Raw genomic sequence first — 14342 nt, forward strand, 5'->3', positions numbered from 1 at the left:
CGCGATGGATCGTCTTGCCGTCTATCGGCGGGATCTGGACGGGCTTGCGCGCTTGTCGCGCAGGCGCGTCCTGTCCGACCGCCGCGGAATCGACTTCTCGTCCAACGATTATATCGGGCTGGCGCAGTCGCAGCGCCTGGTCGCCGCGGCGCGGCGCGCGCTGGATGCGGGCGTCCCGGTGGGTGCCGCCGGTTCCCGCCTGCTGCGCGGCCAGACCGAGGCGCAGGCCCGGTTCGAGGATGCCGCGGCCCGCTTCTTCGGGGCCGAGGCCGCCCTGGGCTTCGGTGGCGGTTACGTCGCGAATTTCGCCGTCCTGACCACGCTGCCGCAGCGGGGCGACCTGCTGCTGATGGACGAACTGTCCCATGCCAGCACGCATGAGGGCGCCCGCGCGGGCCGGGCGGGGGTTGCGACCTTCCGCCATGGCGATGTGGGGCACGCGGCGGACGTGATCGCGGGCTGGCGCGCGCAGGGCAATACCGGCGCGGTCTGGATCGCGGTCGAGAGCCTCTACAGCATGGATGGCGATCGTGCGCCGCTGGACGACCTGATGGCGCTGGCCGACGAACACGGTTTCCTGATGGTGGACGAGGCCCACGCGACCGGCGTCTATGGTCAGCAGGGGCGCGGGCTGGCCCATCACCTCGAGGGTCGCGACAACGTCGTCACGCTGCATACCCTGGGCAAGGCGCTTGGCGGCTCGGGCGCGCTGATCTGCGCGTCGCGAGTGCTGATCGATTTCCTGGTCAACCGCTGCCGTCCCTTCATCTTCGCCACCGCGCCGTCGCCGCTGATGGCGGCGGTGGGCCTCGAATCGCTGGCGATCCTGCGCGACGAGCCTTGGCGTCAGGCCGTCCTGCAGGGGCATATCGACTGCTTCGGCGCGGAAATCGCCCGCCGTCTGCCGCATCTGCAGGTCAGCGGCAGCCAGATCGTGCCGCTGATCGTGGGGCAGAACGCGCCCACGATGGAACTGGCCGCGGCCATGCAGGCGCGCGGTTTCGACATTCGCGGCATCCGCCCGCCGACCGTCCCCGAAGGCACGTCGCGGCTGCGGATATCCCTGACGCTGAATGCGGGCCGGGCCGACGTGATCCGCCTGGCCGAACTGCTGGAGGAATTATGGCCCGATACGTGATCAGCGCGACCGGCACCGATGTGGGCAAGTCGGTCTTTGCCGCGGGCCTGTGCGGCCTGATCGGCGCGGATTATTGGAAGCCGGTGCAATCGGGGCTGGCGGGCAACGTGCCGAACGCGGCCCCCGTCGCGGGCGGCGCGGCCCAGATCGGCAGCGACCGCGCCGAGGTCGAGCGCCTGTCGGGCGCGACCACCCACCCCGAGGCGTTCCTGCTGCGTCAGCCCCTGTCGCCCCATCGCGCCGCCGAACTGGATGGCGTGACGATCGATATCGATGCGCTGACGCCCCCCGATATCGATCCGCTGGTGATCGAGGGTGCGGGCGGCGTCATGGTCCCCGTCACCCGGCAGGTGATGTTCGCGGATCTGTTCGCGCGCTGGAACCTGCCGGTCGTCCTGGTCGCGGGCACCGGCCTCGGGACGATCAGCTACAGCCTGTCCGCCATCGAGAGCCTGCGCGCGCGCGGCGTTCCCGTCCACGGTGTAGCCTTCGTGGGCCATCCGAACGACGACAACATGGCGACCATCGGGCAGGTGGGGCAGGTGAAGGTCCTTGGCCGCCTGCCGATCCTGGACCGGCTGGACCGCGACACGCTGTCCGCCGCGATGGCCGCGAATTTCAGCCCGAAGGATTTCGCATGAGCATCGACGGCGCCGTTTGGCATCCCTTCTTTCAGCACGGAACCGAACCCGAACCGCCCCGCGCGATCAGCACCGAGGGTGCCTTCATCGAAACCGATCGCGGCAGGCTGCTGGACGCGGTCAGCAGCTGGTGGGTCGTCACCCATGGTCACAACCACCCCCGCATTGCCGATGCGATCCGCGACACGGCGGGCCATCTGGACCAGGTGATCTTCGCGGGCCTGACCCATGCCCCGGCCGAGGAACTGGCCGAGGCGCTGGTCGGCATGGCCCCCGAGGGTCTGAGCCATGTCTTCTACAGCGACAGCGGATCGACCGCGGTCGAGGTCGCGCTGAAGATGGCGCTTGGATACTGGCAGCACGAGGGCGACGGCCGCCACCGCATCGCGGTGATCGAGGACAGCTATCACGGCGACACGATCGGCACGATGAGCGTGGGCGAACGCGGGGTCTTCAACGCCGCCTACGACCCGCTGATGTTCGCGGTGGACCGGCTGCCCTTCCCCTCGGGTGACGGTGCCGAGACCCTGTGCGCCTTCGAGGGGATGGCCGCATCGGGCCGGATGGCCGCGCTGATCGTCGAGCCGCTGATCCTGGGCGCCGGTGGCATGCGCATGTATGGCGCGGACGTCCTGCGCGGTCTGCGCGAGATCTGCGATCGCCACGACGTGCTGATGATCGTGGACGAGGTGATGACGGGCTGGGGTCGCACGGGGCGCCTGTGGGCCTGCGATCACGCGGGGATCGCGCCCGACATCATGTGCACCTCGAAGGGGCTGACAGGGGGTGTGATCCCTCTGGCGGCGACGCTGGCCAGCCGCCGCATCTTCGATGCGCATCGTTCGACCGATCGGCGGCGGACCTTCTATCATTCCAGCAGCTATACCGCGAACCCGATCGCCTGCGCGGCCGCACTTGCGCAGGTGCGCCTGTGGCAGGAAAGCCCGATGCAGCAGGTGCTGGACCGCCTTGGCGACTGGCAGGCCGAGCGGCTGGAGAAACTGGCCGCCGATCCGCGCTTCGAGAACCCGCGCAGATGGGGCACGGTCGCGGCCATCGACATGAAGGTCCCCGAGGGCGGATACCTGGCCGAAGCCGGGCCTCGCCTGCGTGCCCATGCGATGGATCGTGGCGTGCTGCTGCGCCCCTTGGGCAATACCTGCTATGTCATGCCGCCCTATTGCGTGACCGAGGCGGATCTGGACCTGGCCTGGGACGTCATCGCCTCATTCCAGTTCTAATTCGATCCAGACGGGCTTGCGGTGGGATGCCAGTCCCGCCGCGCCTGCCAGCGGATCGTCCGGCGCGGGCCAGAAGACGCCTGCGCCCGTCACCGTCAGTCCCTTGGCGGGCAGGATGTAATCCAGCCGCAGATTGCCGGGATCGCGGTCGTATTCGGCCGTGTCCAGCGCCGCATCGCCCGAATGCCCGGCGTTCGGGCCGGTCTGGGGCGGCTGGAACGCTCCGCGCGGCTGCGGGTCCTGCGTGACATCCAGCATCCGCAGCAGCGCCGAGGGATCGCCATCCCCGTCCGACAGATCGACATTCAGGTTGCCGATCACCGCGAATGGCGCATTCGGCAGGCGGTTCAGCCAGAAGGCCAGTTCGTCGTGATTGCGGGCGATGTTGCGATCCTCGAATGCGGGCGGGGTCGCGGACATCGCCAGCAGGTGCAGCGGGCGGTCCGGCGTCTTGATGACCGCATCCCAATGCGCGGTGGTGGACAGGCGCTGGATGTCGCCATTCGGCCCGTCCGGCATGCGGTTGCCGTCCATCGAACGCCACAGAAGCGCGGTGTAGTCCGACACCGGCCCGATCGGCCAGCGCGACAGGATCGCCATGCCCGACTGCCCCGTGAAATCGCCATAGCCCTGCGCGTCGCGGGCCTCGCCCAGGCGGCCATTGCCGTCCATGTCGCGATCCGTGGCCATTCCCGAATTGGGGCGGGCGGCAAAGCGGTGGGGCATGGGGTGACCCATTTCGGCCAGGAGGTCCCCGAAGGCGATCAGGGCGCGTCCCTCGAGGTCCCAGTCGAAGCCCGTCAGCAGGATAGCATCGGGGCGCAGATGGGCGATGATGCGCGCGGCCGCCACGACCTGTCCCTCGCGGGCGGCGATGTCGCGCAGCAGAAGCCCCGGCCCCTGTCTGCTCAGGCCGGGGTTCCAGGTGGCAAGCCGCACCGGATCGGCCATGGCTGGCGTCACCATCAGTGCGGCAAGGACAAGCGCCCTCAGATCCAAGGACGCGCCTGCGCCATGTGGGTCTCGAAATCGTCGATCAAGGGGGCCTTCTCCATGGTCAGGCCGATATCGTCCAGGCCGTTCATCAGGCAATGCTTGCGGAAGGGGTCGATCTCGAACGCGAAGGCCGTCCCGTCCGAGCTGGTGACCGTCTGCGATTCCAGGTCCACCGTCATGCGGGCGTTCGAGCCGTTCTTCGCATCCTCCATCAGGGCATCGACCGCATCCTGCGGCAGGACGACCGGCAGGATGCCGTTCTTGAAGCAGTTGTTGAAGAAGATGTCCGCGAAGCTGGTCGAGATCACGCAGCGGATGCCGAAATCCAGAAGCGCCCAGGGCGCGTGTTCGCGCGAGGAACCGCAGCCGAAATTGTCGCCCGCGACCAGGATCTGGCTGTCGCGATAGGCGGGCTGGTTCAGCACGAAATCGGGCAGCTCGTTGCCGTCGCGATCATAGCGCATCTCGTCGAACAGGTTGATGCCCAGGCCCGAACGCTTGATCGTCTTCAGGAACTGCTTGGGGATGATCATGTCCGTGTCGATATTGACGAGGGGCATGGGGGCGGCGATGCCGGTCAGGGTGGTGAAGCTGTCCATGTATCCTCACATGTTGTTGCTGCGGCTTCCGATTGCCCGCGGGCGGGGATAGAACCCCGTCGATGCATGGCACGGAAAGACCGGATGACGTGGAATGAACTGACGGCCTGCGTGGCCGAACGCTGGAGCCTGGAGATCGGCGATCCGCAGATCACGGGATGGCTGACGGTGCTGGCCTATGTGGTCGCGGCGCTGCTGTCGGCGCGGGTCTGGTCGCGCATGGCAGGCCAGGGCGGGCGCCTGTTCTGGGCGCTGCTGGCCGTGATGCTGGCGGCGCTGGCCGTCAACAAGCAGCTGGATCTGCAAAGCGCGCTGACCGCCGCCGGCCGCTGCCTTGCGCATGCGCAGGGATGGTACGGCGAAAGGCGGCTGGTCCAGGTGGGCTTTATCGCCACGCTGGGCGCGGTGATGGTCGCGGGGCTGATCGCCATGACCTTCAGCCTGCGGGGCAACCTGCGCCGGAACGGCGTGGCGCTGGCCGGGCTGGTGATCGTCACGGGCTTCGTGATGATGCGCGCGGCCAGCTTCCATCACATGGACAGGCTGATCGGAATGCGCGCCCTTGGTGTCCCGAACAACTTCCTGTTCGAGAACACGGGCCTCGTGCTGATCGCGCTGAACGCGGGCGTCCTGCTGATGCGTCCGAACGCCCCGGTCAGCCGGGGCTGACGGGGGCGCCCTCCGCGCGTCGGGTCGCGGTGCGGCCACGGGGATCAGGCCGGTTCGTGCGAGAATTCGCGCACATCGACCAGATGACCCGCCACGCCCGCCGCCGCGGCCATCGCGGGGCTCATCAGGTGGGTGCGGCCCTTGTAGCCCTGACGCCCCTCGAAGTTGCGGTTGCTGGTGGCCGCGCAGCGTTCGCCCGGTGCCAGCTGGTCGGGGTTCATGCCAAGGCACATCGAACAGCCCGCAAGCCGCCATTCGAAGCCCGCATCCTTGAAGATGACGTCCAGACCCTCTTCCTCGGCCTGCGCACGCACGAGGCCCGAACCGGGCACGACCATGCCGCGCACGCCCTGGGCCAGCTTGCGGCCGCGCAGCACGTCGGCGGCAGCGCGCAGATCCTCGATCCGGCCATTGGTGCAGGACCCGATGAAGACCGCGTCGATGGCGATGTCGGTCAGGGCGGTGCCCGCCTTCAGGTCCATGTATTCCAGCGAACGGCGGGCCGCATCGACCTTGCCGGCCTTGAAATCCTCGGGGGCGGGGACGGTGGCGGTGATGGGCAGCGCGTCCTCGGGGCTGGTGCCCCAGGTGACGGTGGGGGCGATATCCTCGCCGCGGATGGTGACGACCTTGTCGAAATGCGCGCCGTCATCGGAATGCAGCGTGCGCCACCAGGCCAGCGCGGCCTCCCACTGGGCGCCCTTGGGGGCATGGGGGCGTCCCTTCACATAGGCGAAGGTGGTCTCGTCCGGGGCGATGAGGCCCGCACGCGCGCCGCCCTCGATCGCCATGTTGCAGATGGTCATGCGACCTTCCATCGACAGGTTGCGGATCGCCTCTCCGCAATATTCGATGACATGGCCGGTGCCGCCCGCCGTGCCGGTTTCCGCGATGATGCGCAGCACGATGTCCTTGGCGGTGACGCCGGGGGCCAGGCGGCCGGTGATCTCGACCTTCATGTTCTTCGATTTCGACTGGATCAGCGTCTGGGTGGCCAGCACATGTTCCACCTCGGAGGTGCCGATCCCGTGGGCCAGCGCGCCGAATGCGCCATGGGTCGCGGTATGGCTGTCGCCGCAGACGACGGTCATGCCCGGCAGGGTCCAGCCCTGTTCGGGGCCGACGATATGCACGATCCCCTGGCGGATGTCGTTCACCGGATAGTAGTTCACCCCGAAATCGCGGGCGTTGCGGTCCAGCGCGTCGACCTGGATGCGGCTTTCGGCATTGTCGATGCCGCTCTCGCGGTCCCAAGTGGTGGGCACGTTGTGATCGGGCACGGCGATGGTGCGTTCGGGGGCGCGGACCTTGCGGCCGGTCATGCGCAGACCCTCGAAGGCCTGCGGGCTGGTCACCTCGTGGACCAGGTGCCGGTCGATATACAGAAGGCAGGTCCCGTCCTGCTGCCGGTCCACCACATGGGCGTCCCAGATCTTGTCATAGAGCGTGCGCGGACCCGCGAATTCATTCGTCGTCATGGCTGATACTTTCGGCTGTGTCGTTCTGGCATGGCTGATCGGGCGGTCGCCCATGCGGGCAGACCCCAGGGCCGATCAGCCCCGAGCGGTGACGCCGAGCGTCTCACCGTAGAACCGCGACGGCAGGCGCGCGCGGTCGTGAATGTCGAAATACCGAAACATGGGGGGAAAATAAGGCCGGGACATGGGCGATGGCAAGCCTCTACCTTTGGAAAAGGACGTGATGGCGGCATGAATCGTTCGGAACAAGCGCGCATCCCGCAACATTGTTAAGGACAGCAAGGGGGGCGCAAGGCTTGGAAGGACTGGACCCGGACGTATCCGCGATGACCGCCGCATTGCAGGGCGCATTGCTGCGCGTGGCGGGGTTCGTCGATTCGATGCTGCTGCCCATGCGGCTGTATCAGCTGGCGGCCATCGCGGTGCTGCTGGCGATTTCCTGGGCGCTGGCGCGGGCGCTGTCGCCGCGCTGGACGGGGTGGCTGCGTAGCCGCGACGGTTGGCCGAAATGGCGGCTGCGGCTGGGCCTGCTGGTCGATCGCCGCCTGACGCTGATCATCTTCGCGCTGCTGTCGTGGATCGTGGTCGAGGTGATGACCCAGATCACCTGGCCCTCGCGCAGTCAGCTGATCGCGCTGGCGGCGGCCATCGCCACGGGCTGGGTCGTCATCTTCTTCGTCGCGCGGATCATCCGGAACCGGTTTCTGCGCAGGCTGGTCACATGGGGGGCGTGGATCTGGATCACGCTGCTGCTGCTGGGCCTGCTGGACGAGACGACCGCCGCGCTGGACGGCATGGCCATATCCTTCGGCGAATTTCGCCTCTCGGCGCTGACCGTGCTGAAGGGGCTGGTGATCACCGGCCTGATGATCGCGGGCGCGCGGATGCTGTCGGGCATCGTCGCGGGCAGGTTGGCGGCCAGCCAGGACATCTCGCCCACGATGCGGGTGCTGACGGCTAAGCTGATCCAGGTGGTGCTGTTCAGCCTGGCGGTGGTGATGGGCCTCAAGGCGGTGGGCTTCGACCTGACGGGTCTTGCGGTGTTTTCGGGCGCGGTCGGCGTGGGCCTGGGTTTCGGGCTGCAGAAGGTGGTGTCGAACCTGGTGTCCGGGGTGATCATCCTGCTGGACAAGTCGGTGAAGCCCGGCGACGTCATCAGCATCGGCGACACATTCGGCTGGATCGAGGAACTGGGCGCGCGCTATGTCAGCGTCGTGACGCGCGACGGCAAGGAATACCTGATCCCGAACGAGGACCTGGTCACGGGGCAGGTGGTCAACTGGTCCCACAGCGACGAATTCGTGCGGATCGAGCTGAGCTTCGGCACGTCCTATGACGACGATCCCCACAGGGTCAGCGAACTGGCGATCGAGGCCGCGTCCTCGGTTCCCCGGGTGATGTCGGATCGCAGGCCGGTCTGCTGGATCAACGGTTTCGGCGACAGCAGCATCGATTACGTGCTGCGCTTCTGGATCGAGGACGCGCAGGGCGGCCTCGCGAATGTGCGGGGCATGGTGTTCCTGGCATTGTGGGACAGGTTCAAGGCCAATGGCGTCCAGATCCCCTTTCCCCAACGAGAGGTGCGGATTCTGGGCCAGAACGCGGCGAATACCGGCCAGCGTGCCCAAGAAACGCCCGGCGGCGATTGAGATGGGGCGAAAAGATGCTACATTGGGGGCATCCCTTGCGCCGGGGGCGATCGGCGCGTTGACCGGAGGATATGACCCTGTCCCAAGACGTCCCGTCGGCCCAGGGGCCGGCTACCGATAATGCGAAGGAAGCACTGAGCAGCGACCAGGTCCTTTCGCTCGTTCTGACCTCGCTCGATGACGACAAGGCCGAAGAGGTCGTCACCATCGATCTGCGCGGACGTTCGGCCATGGCCGATCACATGGTGATCGCTTCGGGCCGCAGCTCGCGTCAGGTGGGCGCGATCGCGGAAAAGCTGGCCGAGCGCGTGAAGCACGCCACCGGAACCACGCCCCGGATCGAGGGCAAGGATACCGGCGACTGGGTGCTGATCGACACCGACGACGTGATCGTCCACGTGTTCCGCCCCGAAGTGCGCGAATTCTACCAGCTGGAGAAGATGTGGATGCCCGCCGACGCTCTGACCCGCGTCCGCGAGGGTGTGCGGCCGCAGGCCTGATCTCATGCGCATCGACATCGTCGCCGTGGGGCGGCTCAGGAAGGGCCCCGAGGCGGCGCTGGTCGCGGATTACCTCGACCGGTTCGCCAAGACCGGGCGGGCACTGGGCCTGCCCCCGGTCGGCGTGACCGAGGTCGAGGACCGCAAGGGCCTTGGCCAGTCCGCCGAGGCCGAGCTTCTGTCCCGCGCGATCCCGGCAGGTGCCGCCGTGGTCATGCTGGACGAACGCGGTGAACAGCCGACATCCCCCCAGTTCGCGGAGCGCATCGCCGGGTGGCGCGACGGTGCGCGCGACATCTGCTTCGTGATCGGCGGCGCGGACGGGCTGACGCCCGAACTGCGCGCGCGGGCCGATTGGCAGATCAGCTTCGGGCGCGTCGTCTGGCCCCACATGATGGTCCGGGTGATGCTGTCCGAACAGATCTACCGGGCGGCGACCATCCTTGCGGGAAGCCCCTATCACAGGGTGTGATCGCGGGGTCGGTTGCCGGGGCGGATTTGCCCGCGTATGCATGTGGAAAATCGCGAGGCAGTCATGACCAAACCCGTTGTTCTTTGCATCCTCGATGGCTGGGGCCTGTCTGCAAGGCCCGACCAGAGCGCGCCCGACCAGGCGCAGACCCCCAATTTCGACCGGCTGATGCGGGAATGTCCGCATGGCACGCTGACCACCTTCGGGCCCGATGTGGGCCTGCCCAAGGGGCAGATGGGCAATTCCGAGGTGGGCCACACCAATATCGGCGCGGGCCGGGTCGTGGCGATGGATCTGGGCCAGATCGACCTTGCGATCGAGGATGGCAGCTTCTTCCGGAACGACGCCCTGCAGGGCTTCATCGCCAAGCTGAAGGAAACCGGCGGGACGGCGCATCTGATGGGCGTCATCTCGGACGGAGGGGTTCACGGCCATGTCGATCACGTCCGCGCCGCGATGAAGGCCGTGGCCGATGCGGGCGTGCCGGTGGTGCTGCATGCCGTGACCGACGGGCGCGACGTGGCCCCCCAATCGGCGATGGAGTTCGTGACCGCGCTGGAAGGCGATCTGCCGCAGGGCGCGCGGATCGGCACTGTCATCGGGCGCTATTTCATCATGGACCGCGACAAGCGTTGGGACCGGGTCGAACGTGCCTTCCGCGCGATCACCGTGGGCGAGGGCGAGGATGCGGGCAGCGCCGAGGAGGCCGTGGCCGCCGCCTATGACCGCGACGAGACCGACGAGTTCATCAAGCCCTTCGTGATCGACGGCTATAACGGCGCGCTGGACGGGGACGGGTTCTTCTGCCTGAACTTCCGCGCCGACCGCGCCCGAGAGATCCTGAGCACGCTGGCCGATCCCGATTTCGCGGATTTCGACGTCTCGGTGCGCCCGGAATGGGCGGCGGTGCTGGGGATGGTCGATTACAGCAAGGATCACGACCGCTTCATGCAGGCCGTGTTCCCCAAGAAGCAGGTGGTCAACACGCTTGGCGCCTGGGTCGCGTCGAAGGGCCTGCGCCAGTTCCGCCTGGCCGAGACCGAGAAATACCCCCATGTCACCTTCTTCCTGAACGGCGGCAAGGAAACGCCCGAAGCGGGCGAAGAACGCCACATGGCCCCCAGCCCCAAGGTCGCCACCTATGACCTGCAACCCGAGATGTCGGCCCCCGAGGTCAGCGAGAAGCTGGTGGGTGCCATCGAGGCGGGCTTCGACATGATCGTGGTGAACTTCGCCAATCCCGACATGGTGGGCCATACCGGCGACCTGGCCGCCGCCGCCCGCGCCTGCGAGGCCGTCGACAAGGGCCTGGGCATGATGCTGGAGGCGCTGGACCGCACGGGCGGCGCCGCCGTCATCTGCGCCGATCACGGCAATTGCGAAACGATGATCGACCCCGAAAGCGGCGGCCCCCATACCGCGCATACGCTGAACCCGGTCCCCGTCATCGTCTACGGGGCGGCCCCCGGAACCACGGTACGCGACGGCCGGCTTGCCGATCTTGCGCCGACGGTTCTGGACCTGATGGGGCTGGATCTGCCGCCCGAGATGACCGGAAAGAGCCTGATCGCCGAATGAAGTTCCGTTTCGCACTGACGCTGGCCGTGACGCTCGGGATGTCCTCGGGCCTGGCCGCGCAGACCGCCTCTCAGGCGGTCGAGGACGCCGAGGAGGCCGCAGCCCTGCTGCGCGCCGCCGTGGCCGAACTGCCCGAGGCGGTGAACGCGGACGATCAGGTCGTCGCCATGACCGACGTGATCCGCGCCTACGAACTGGGGCTGTCGGCCCTGCGGGGGGGCTTGCGTCAGGCCAGCCTGCGCGAGGCCGAGCTGCGCGACCGCTTCGAGGCGCAGCGCGGTCAGCTGAGCCGCGTGCTGGGGGCGATGACCTCGATGCAGGACAGCCCCGAGACCGCGATGCTGCTGCATCCGGCAGGCGCGCTGGCCAATGCGCGATCGGCGATGATCCTGTCCGCCGTCACGCCGGGCCTGCGTGCCCAGGCCGAGGATCTGCAGGCGGACCTGGACGAGATCGCCATCGTGCGCGAATTGCAGACGAACGCGGCGGGGATGCTGGAAAGCGGCCTTGCCTCGATGCAGGAGGCACGTCGCCTGCTGGTCAGCGCCTCGGGGGATCGCAGTTCGATGCCGACCCGCTATGGCGAGGACCCGGCCGAGCTGAGCGCCCTGCAGGAGGCGGCTTCGAGCCTGGACGAGTTCGCCGTGGGCATCGCGCGGATGGAGACGGATATCGGCGCACCGATGGAGGATTTCGAGGGCGCGCAGGGCAGCCTGCGCCTGCCGGCCATCGGCACGATCCTGCGCACCTATGACGAACCTGATGCCGCGGGCGTCAGCCGCCCGGGCTGGGTGATCGCCACCGCGCCCGCCGCGCTTGTCCAGACGCCCTGGCCTGCGACGATCCGCTACCGCGGTCCGTTCCTGGATTACGGCAATGTGATGATCGTGGAGCCCGCGCGTGGCTATCTTCTGATATTCGCGGGGCTGTCGCAGGTCTTCGGAGAGGTGGGCGACGTGCTCAAGGCCGGGGATCCGGTCGGGCTGATGGGCGGTTCGGAAGCGCCCGCACAGGAATTCGGATCGCAATTCGTGGCCGATGCCAAGGAAGGCGGTGCAGCCGGACGCAGCGAGACGCTGTATCTGGAACTGCGCCGCGGAAACGAAACGCTGGACCCGGCGGAGTGGTTCGTGCTGAATCCCATCGTCGAGCCGCAACAGGACTGAGGCAAGGAAAAGCCGCATGAGACATTATCTGATCGCAGGGGTTGGGGGCGTGCTCGCAGGGTTCCTTGCGACCACCCAGATCGCCGCACCCCTTCTGGCACAGGAAACCGACAGCGGCAGCTCGATCTACGAGCAGCTGGAACTGTTCGGCAATGTCTTCGAGCGGATCCGCGCCGATTACGTCGAGGTGCCCGACGACAAGGCCCTGATCGAGGCCGCGATCAACGGGATGCTGACCTCGCTCGACCCGCATTCGGGCTTCCTTGCCGCCGACGATTACAGCGACATGCAGACCCAGACCCGCGGCAGCTTCGGCGGTCTGGGGATCGAGGTCAGCCAGGAAGAGGGCATGGTCAAGGTCGTGTCGCCCATCGACGACACCCCCGCCGCGCAGGCGGGCGTCCAATCGGGCGATTTCATCACCCATGTGGACGGCGAATCGCTGCTGGGCCTGACGCTGGACGACGCGGTCGACATGATGCGCGGCCCCGTCGGCTCCGAGATCACGGTGACCATCCTGCGCGAGGGGCGGACCGAGCCCTTCGATCTGACCATGACCCGCGACACGATCAAGCTGACGGTGGTGCGTTCGCGCGTCGAGGGTCACGCCGTCGTGCTGCGCGTCTCCACGTTCAACGACGAGACCTATGACACGCTGAAGGCCGAACTGGACAAGGCGGTCGAGGAAGCGGGCGGGATCGAGAAGGTCACGGGCTTCGTGCTGGATCTGCGCAACAACCCCGGCGGTCTGCTGAACCAGGCGATCAGCGTGTCCGACGCCTTCCTCGATGCCGGAGAAATCGTCAGCACCCGCGGGCGCCTGCCCGAGGAGAGCGAGCGTTGGAACGCCGAGGATGGCGATCTGGCCCAGGGCAAGCCGATGGTCGTCCTGATCAACGGCGGTTCGGCCAGCGCGTCGGAAATCGTGACCGGCGCTTTGCAGGATCATCGCCGCGCCATCGTCGTGGGCGAGAAGTCCTTCGGCAAGGGCAGCGTGCAGACCGTCATGCCGGTGACCGCCGAAAGCGCCATCCGCCTGACGACCGCGCGCTACTACACGCCCTCGGGGCGGTCGATCCAATCCCTGGGCATCCAGCCCGACATCCTGGTGGCCCAACCCAGCCCCCGCACCGAGGAAGAGGAAGAGAGCCTGACCGAGAGCAGCTTCGCCCGGTCCGAGGCCGATCTGCGCGGTGCCCTGGGCAACGACATCAGCGACGACGAACGCAAGCAGATGGAGGAGGAGGCCGCCGAGGTCGAGGCCACCGCTGCCCTGCGCGATGAGGATTACCAGCTGGCCTATGCGGTCGATATCCTGAAGGGGCTGGCCGCCGTCAGCTTCAGTGCCGAACAGGTGCCCGACGACGCGACCCCCGCCGCCACGGGCGAGGGCAGCGCGGATGCGGATGGCTGAGATGTCCGAGGAACGGCTTGGCCCCGGCGGGCTGCCCTATCGCCCCTGCGCGGGGGTGGTGCTGATCGATGATCGCGGCATGATCTTCGCGGGTCAGCGCATCGACCGCCCCGGCGCATGGCAGATGCCGCAGGGCGGGATCGATCCGGGCGAGACCCCACGAGAGGCCGCCCTGCGCGAGCTGGTCGAGGAGACCGGCGTCCCGACCGATCTGGTCGAGGTGCTGGACGAGACGCCGGACTGGGTGTTCTACGACCTGCCCGAGGATCTGCTGGGCCGGATGTGGAAGGGCCGCTTCGGCGGGCAGCGCCAGAAATGGCTGTTGCTTCGGTTCCGGGGGACCGATGCCGACATCCGCATCCAGACCGAGCATCCCGAGTTCGACGCCTGGCAATGGATGAACTCGGCCGACCTGCTGGACAGCATCGTGCCCTTCAAGCGCCAGGTCTATGCCGAGGTGCTGGAGGCGTTCCGCGACCGGCTGGCATGAAAAAAGCAGGCTCCGGGGGGACGGAGCCTGCAACAATCGTTAACATACTACCCTGAAGTCGGGAGCTCTTCCGGCGCGCGGCCTCTTCCTTGCAAAAGGTATCGGCGGCTTCCGCACCGGGCCCGGCGGGACGCGGGATCGTGCGATCCCGGTCCGTCAGGTTCCCCGCATGGGGCCGGCAGGCGACGACCCCATGCGGGGTATCGACCCTTGCCGGCGCGGTTTCGAACTGCCTTGGGCAAACATGCGGCCGGGACGGCCATTGCAACGACGGGCAGAACGACGAGCTTCTTCACGGGACAAACTGTAAC

Annotated in this window: 14 protein-coding genes; 11 read left to right on the top strand and 3 right to left on the bottom strand. The window is 67.5% G+C overall.

Annotated features, from left to right (window positions below):
* The first annotated feature begins 4 nt into the window (after window positions 1-4).
* The 3 genes from KO490_RS04120 to KO490_RS04130 are packed head-to-tail and all read left to right on the top strand — an operon-like array spanning window position 5 to window position 3020.
* Entirely contained in the window at window positions 5-1138 is a 1134-nt protein-coding gene (locus KO490_RS04120) for an 8-amino-7-oxononanoate synthase (protein ID WP_216018139.1), read from the top strand.
* Entirely contained in the window at window positions 1123-1779 is a 657-nt protein-coding gene (bioD, locus tag KO490_RS04125; protein WP_216018140.1) for a dethiobiotin synthase, read from the top strand. Before KO490_RS04120 ends, bioD begins: the two co-directional genes overlap by 16 nt.
* Complete coding sequence (locus KO490_RS04130; RefSeq protein ID WP_216018141.1) at window positions 1776-3020, top strand: adenosylmethionine--8-amino-7-oxononanoate transaminase; 1245 nt, start codon at window positions 1776-1778, stop codon at window positions 3018-3020. The genes bioD and KO490_RS04130 overlap by 4 nt, the downstream gene beginning before the upstream one ends.
* Here KO490_RS04130 and KO490_RS04135 read toward each other — a convergent pair.
* Together KO490_RS04135 and leuD are read right to left on the bottom strand one after the other, a co-directional pair.
* Window positions 3006-4019 carry an endonuclease/exonuclease/phosphatase family protein gene (locus KO490_RS04135; protein WP_252727010.1) on the bottom strand — a complete coding sequence of 338 codons (1014 nt, stop codon included), beginning with the start codon at window positions 4017-4019 and terminating at the stop codon, window positions 3006-3008. The two genes, KO490_RS04130 and KO490_RS04135, sit on opposite strands and share 15 nt — an antisense overlap.
* A complete protein-coding gene (gene leuD / locus KO490_RS04140; protein ID WP_216018142.1) occupies window positions 4010-4615 on the bottom strand; it encodes a 3-isopropylmalate dehydratase small subunit in 606 nt (201 codons plus the stop codon). The genes KO490_RS04135 and leuD overlap by 10 nt, the downstream gene beginning before the upstream one ends.
* Before the next feature lie 84 nt (window positions 4616-4699).
* Here leuD and KO490_RS04145 point away from each other — a divergent pair, with 84 nt between their 5' ends.
* On the top strand, window positions 4700-5284 hold the full coding sequence (locus tag KO490_RS04145; RefSeq protein WP_216018143.1) for a hypothetical protein: 585 nt from the start codon (window positions 4700-4702) through the stop codon (window positions 5282-5284).
* Between the two features lie 44 nt (window positions 5285-5328).
* On the opposite strand, the gene leuC is transcribed toward KO490_RS04145, so the two are convergent.
* On the bottom strand, window positions 5329-6762 hold the full coding sequence (gene leuC, locus KO490_RS04150; protein WP_216018144.1) for a 3-isopropylmalate dehydratase large subunit: 1434 nt from the start codon (window positions 6760-6762) through the stop codon (window positions 5329-5331).
* 296 nt (window positions 6763-7058) lie between these two features.
* Here leuC and KO490_RS04155 point away from each other — a divergent pair, with 296 nt between their 5' ends.
* The 7 genes from KO490_RS04155 to KO490_RS04185 all read left to right on the top strand — a co-directional run bounded on the left by KO490_RS04155 (window position 7059) and on the right by KO490_RS04185 (window position 14031).
* Complete coding sequence (locus tag KO490_RS04155; RefSeq protein WP_252727011.1) at window positions 7059-8411, top strand: mechanosensitive ion channel family protein; 1353 nt, start codon at window positions 7059-7061, stop codon at window positions 8409-8411.
* 71 nt (window positions 8412-8482) lie between these two features.
* Entirely contained in the window at window positions 8483-8911 is a 429-nt protein-coding gene (rsfS, locus tag KO490_RS04160) for a ribosome silencing factor (protein ID WP_216018145.1), read from the top strand.
* Window positions 8912-8915: 4 nt separating this feature from the next.
* Window positions 8916-9383, top strand: coding sequence for a 23S rRNA (pseudouridine(1915)-N(3))-methyltransferase RlmH (gene rlmH / locus KO490_RS04165; protein WP_216018146.1), 468 nt, complete (start codon window positions 8916-8918; stop codon window positions 9381-9383).
* Window positions 9384-9446: 63 nt separating this feature from the next.
* Window positions 9447-10961: a 2,3-bisphosphoglycerate-independent phosphoglycerate mutase gene (gene gpmI / locus KO490_RS04170; protein ID WP_216018147.1), complete on the top strand. Its 1515-nt coding sequence runs from the start codon at window positions 9447-9449 to the stop codon at window positions 10959-10961.
* Window positions 10958-12127 (top strand): murein hydrolase activator EnvC, encoded by a 1170-nt coding sequence (locus KO490_RS04175; RefSeq protein WP_216018148.1) that lies wholly within the window; start codon window positions 10958-10960, stop codon window positions 12125-12127. Before gpmI ends, KO490_RS04175 begins: the two co-directional genes overlap by 4 nt.
* Window positions 12128-12143: 16 nt before the next feature.
* Window positions 12144-13541 (top strand): S41 family peptidase, encoded by a 1398-nt coding sequence (locus tag KO490_RS04180; protein WP_216018149.1) that lies wholly within the window; start codon window positions 12144-12146, stop codon window positions 13539-13541.
* Window position 13542: 1 nt separating this feature from the next.
* A complete protein-coding gene (locus KO490_RS04185) occupies window positions 13543-14031 on the top strand; it encodes an RNA pyrophosphohydrolase (RefSeq protein WP_216018435.1) in 489 nt (162 codons plus the stop codon).
* Window positions 14032-14342: the final 311 nt, after the last annotated feature.

Origin of the sequence: Paracoccus sp. C2R09, from assembly GCF_018860625.1 — a bacterium.
Lineage (GTDB): Bacteria > Pseudomonadota > Alphaproteobacteria > Rhodobacterales > Rhodobacteraceae > Paracoccus.

Excerpts from the sequence above, each read along its gene's own strand:
- gpmI (WP_216018147.1), top strand. The coding sequence starts at position 9,447 with ATGACCAAACCCGTTGTTCTTTGCATCCTCGATGGCTGGGGCCTGTCT.
- rsfS (WP_216018145.1), top strand. The coding sequence starts at position 8,483 with ATGACCCTGTCCCAAGACGTCCCGTCGGCCCAGGGGCCGGCTACCGAT.
- rlmH (WP_216018146.1), top strand. The coding sequence starts at position 8,916 with ATGCGCATCGACATCGTCGCCGTGGGGCGGCTCAGGAAGGGCCCCGAG.
- leuD (WP_216018142.1), bottom strand. The coding sequence starts at position 4,615 with ATGGACAGCTTCACCACCCTGACCGGCATCGCCGCCCCCATGCCCCTC.
- KO490_RS04145 (WP_216018143.1), top strand. The coding sequence starts at position 4,700 with ATGACGTGGAATGAACTGACGGCCTGCGTGGCCGAACGCTGGAGCCTG.
- KO490_RS04185 (WP_216018435.1), top strand. The coding sequence starts at position 13,543 with ATGTCCGAGGAACGGCTTGGCCCCGGCGGGCTGCCCTATCGCCCCTGC.
- KO490_RS04120 (WP_216018139.1), top strand. The coding sequence starts at position 5 with ATGGATCGTCTTGCCGTCTATCGGCGGGATCTGGACGGGCTTGCGCGC.
- leuC (WP_216018144.1), bottom strand. The coding sequence starts at position 6,762 with ATGACGACGAATGAATTCGCGGGTCCGCGCACGCTCTATGACAAGATC.
- bioD (WP_216018140.1), top strand. The coding sequence starts at position 1,123 with ATGGCCCGATACGTGATCAGCGCGACCGGCACCGATGTGGGCAAGTCG.
- KO490_RS04180 (WP_216018149.1), top strand. The coding sequence starts at position 12,144 with ATGAGACATTATCTGATCGCAGGGGTTGGGGGCGTGCTCGCAGGGTTC.
- KO490_RS04130 (WP_216018141.1), top strand. The coding sequence starts at position 1,776 with ATGAGCATCGACGGCGCCGTTTGGCATCCCTTCTTTCAGCACGGAACC.
- KO490_RS04175 (WP_216018148.1), top strand. The coding sequence starts at position 10,958 with ATGAAGTTCCGTTTCGCACTGACGCTGGCCGTGACGCTCGGGATGTCC.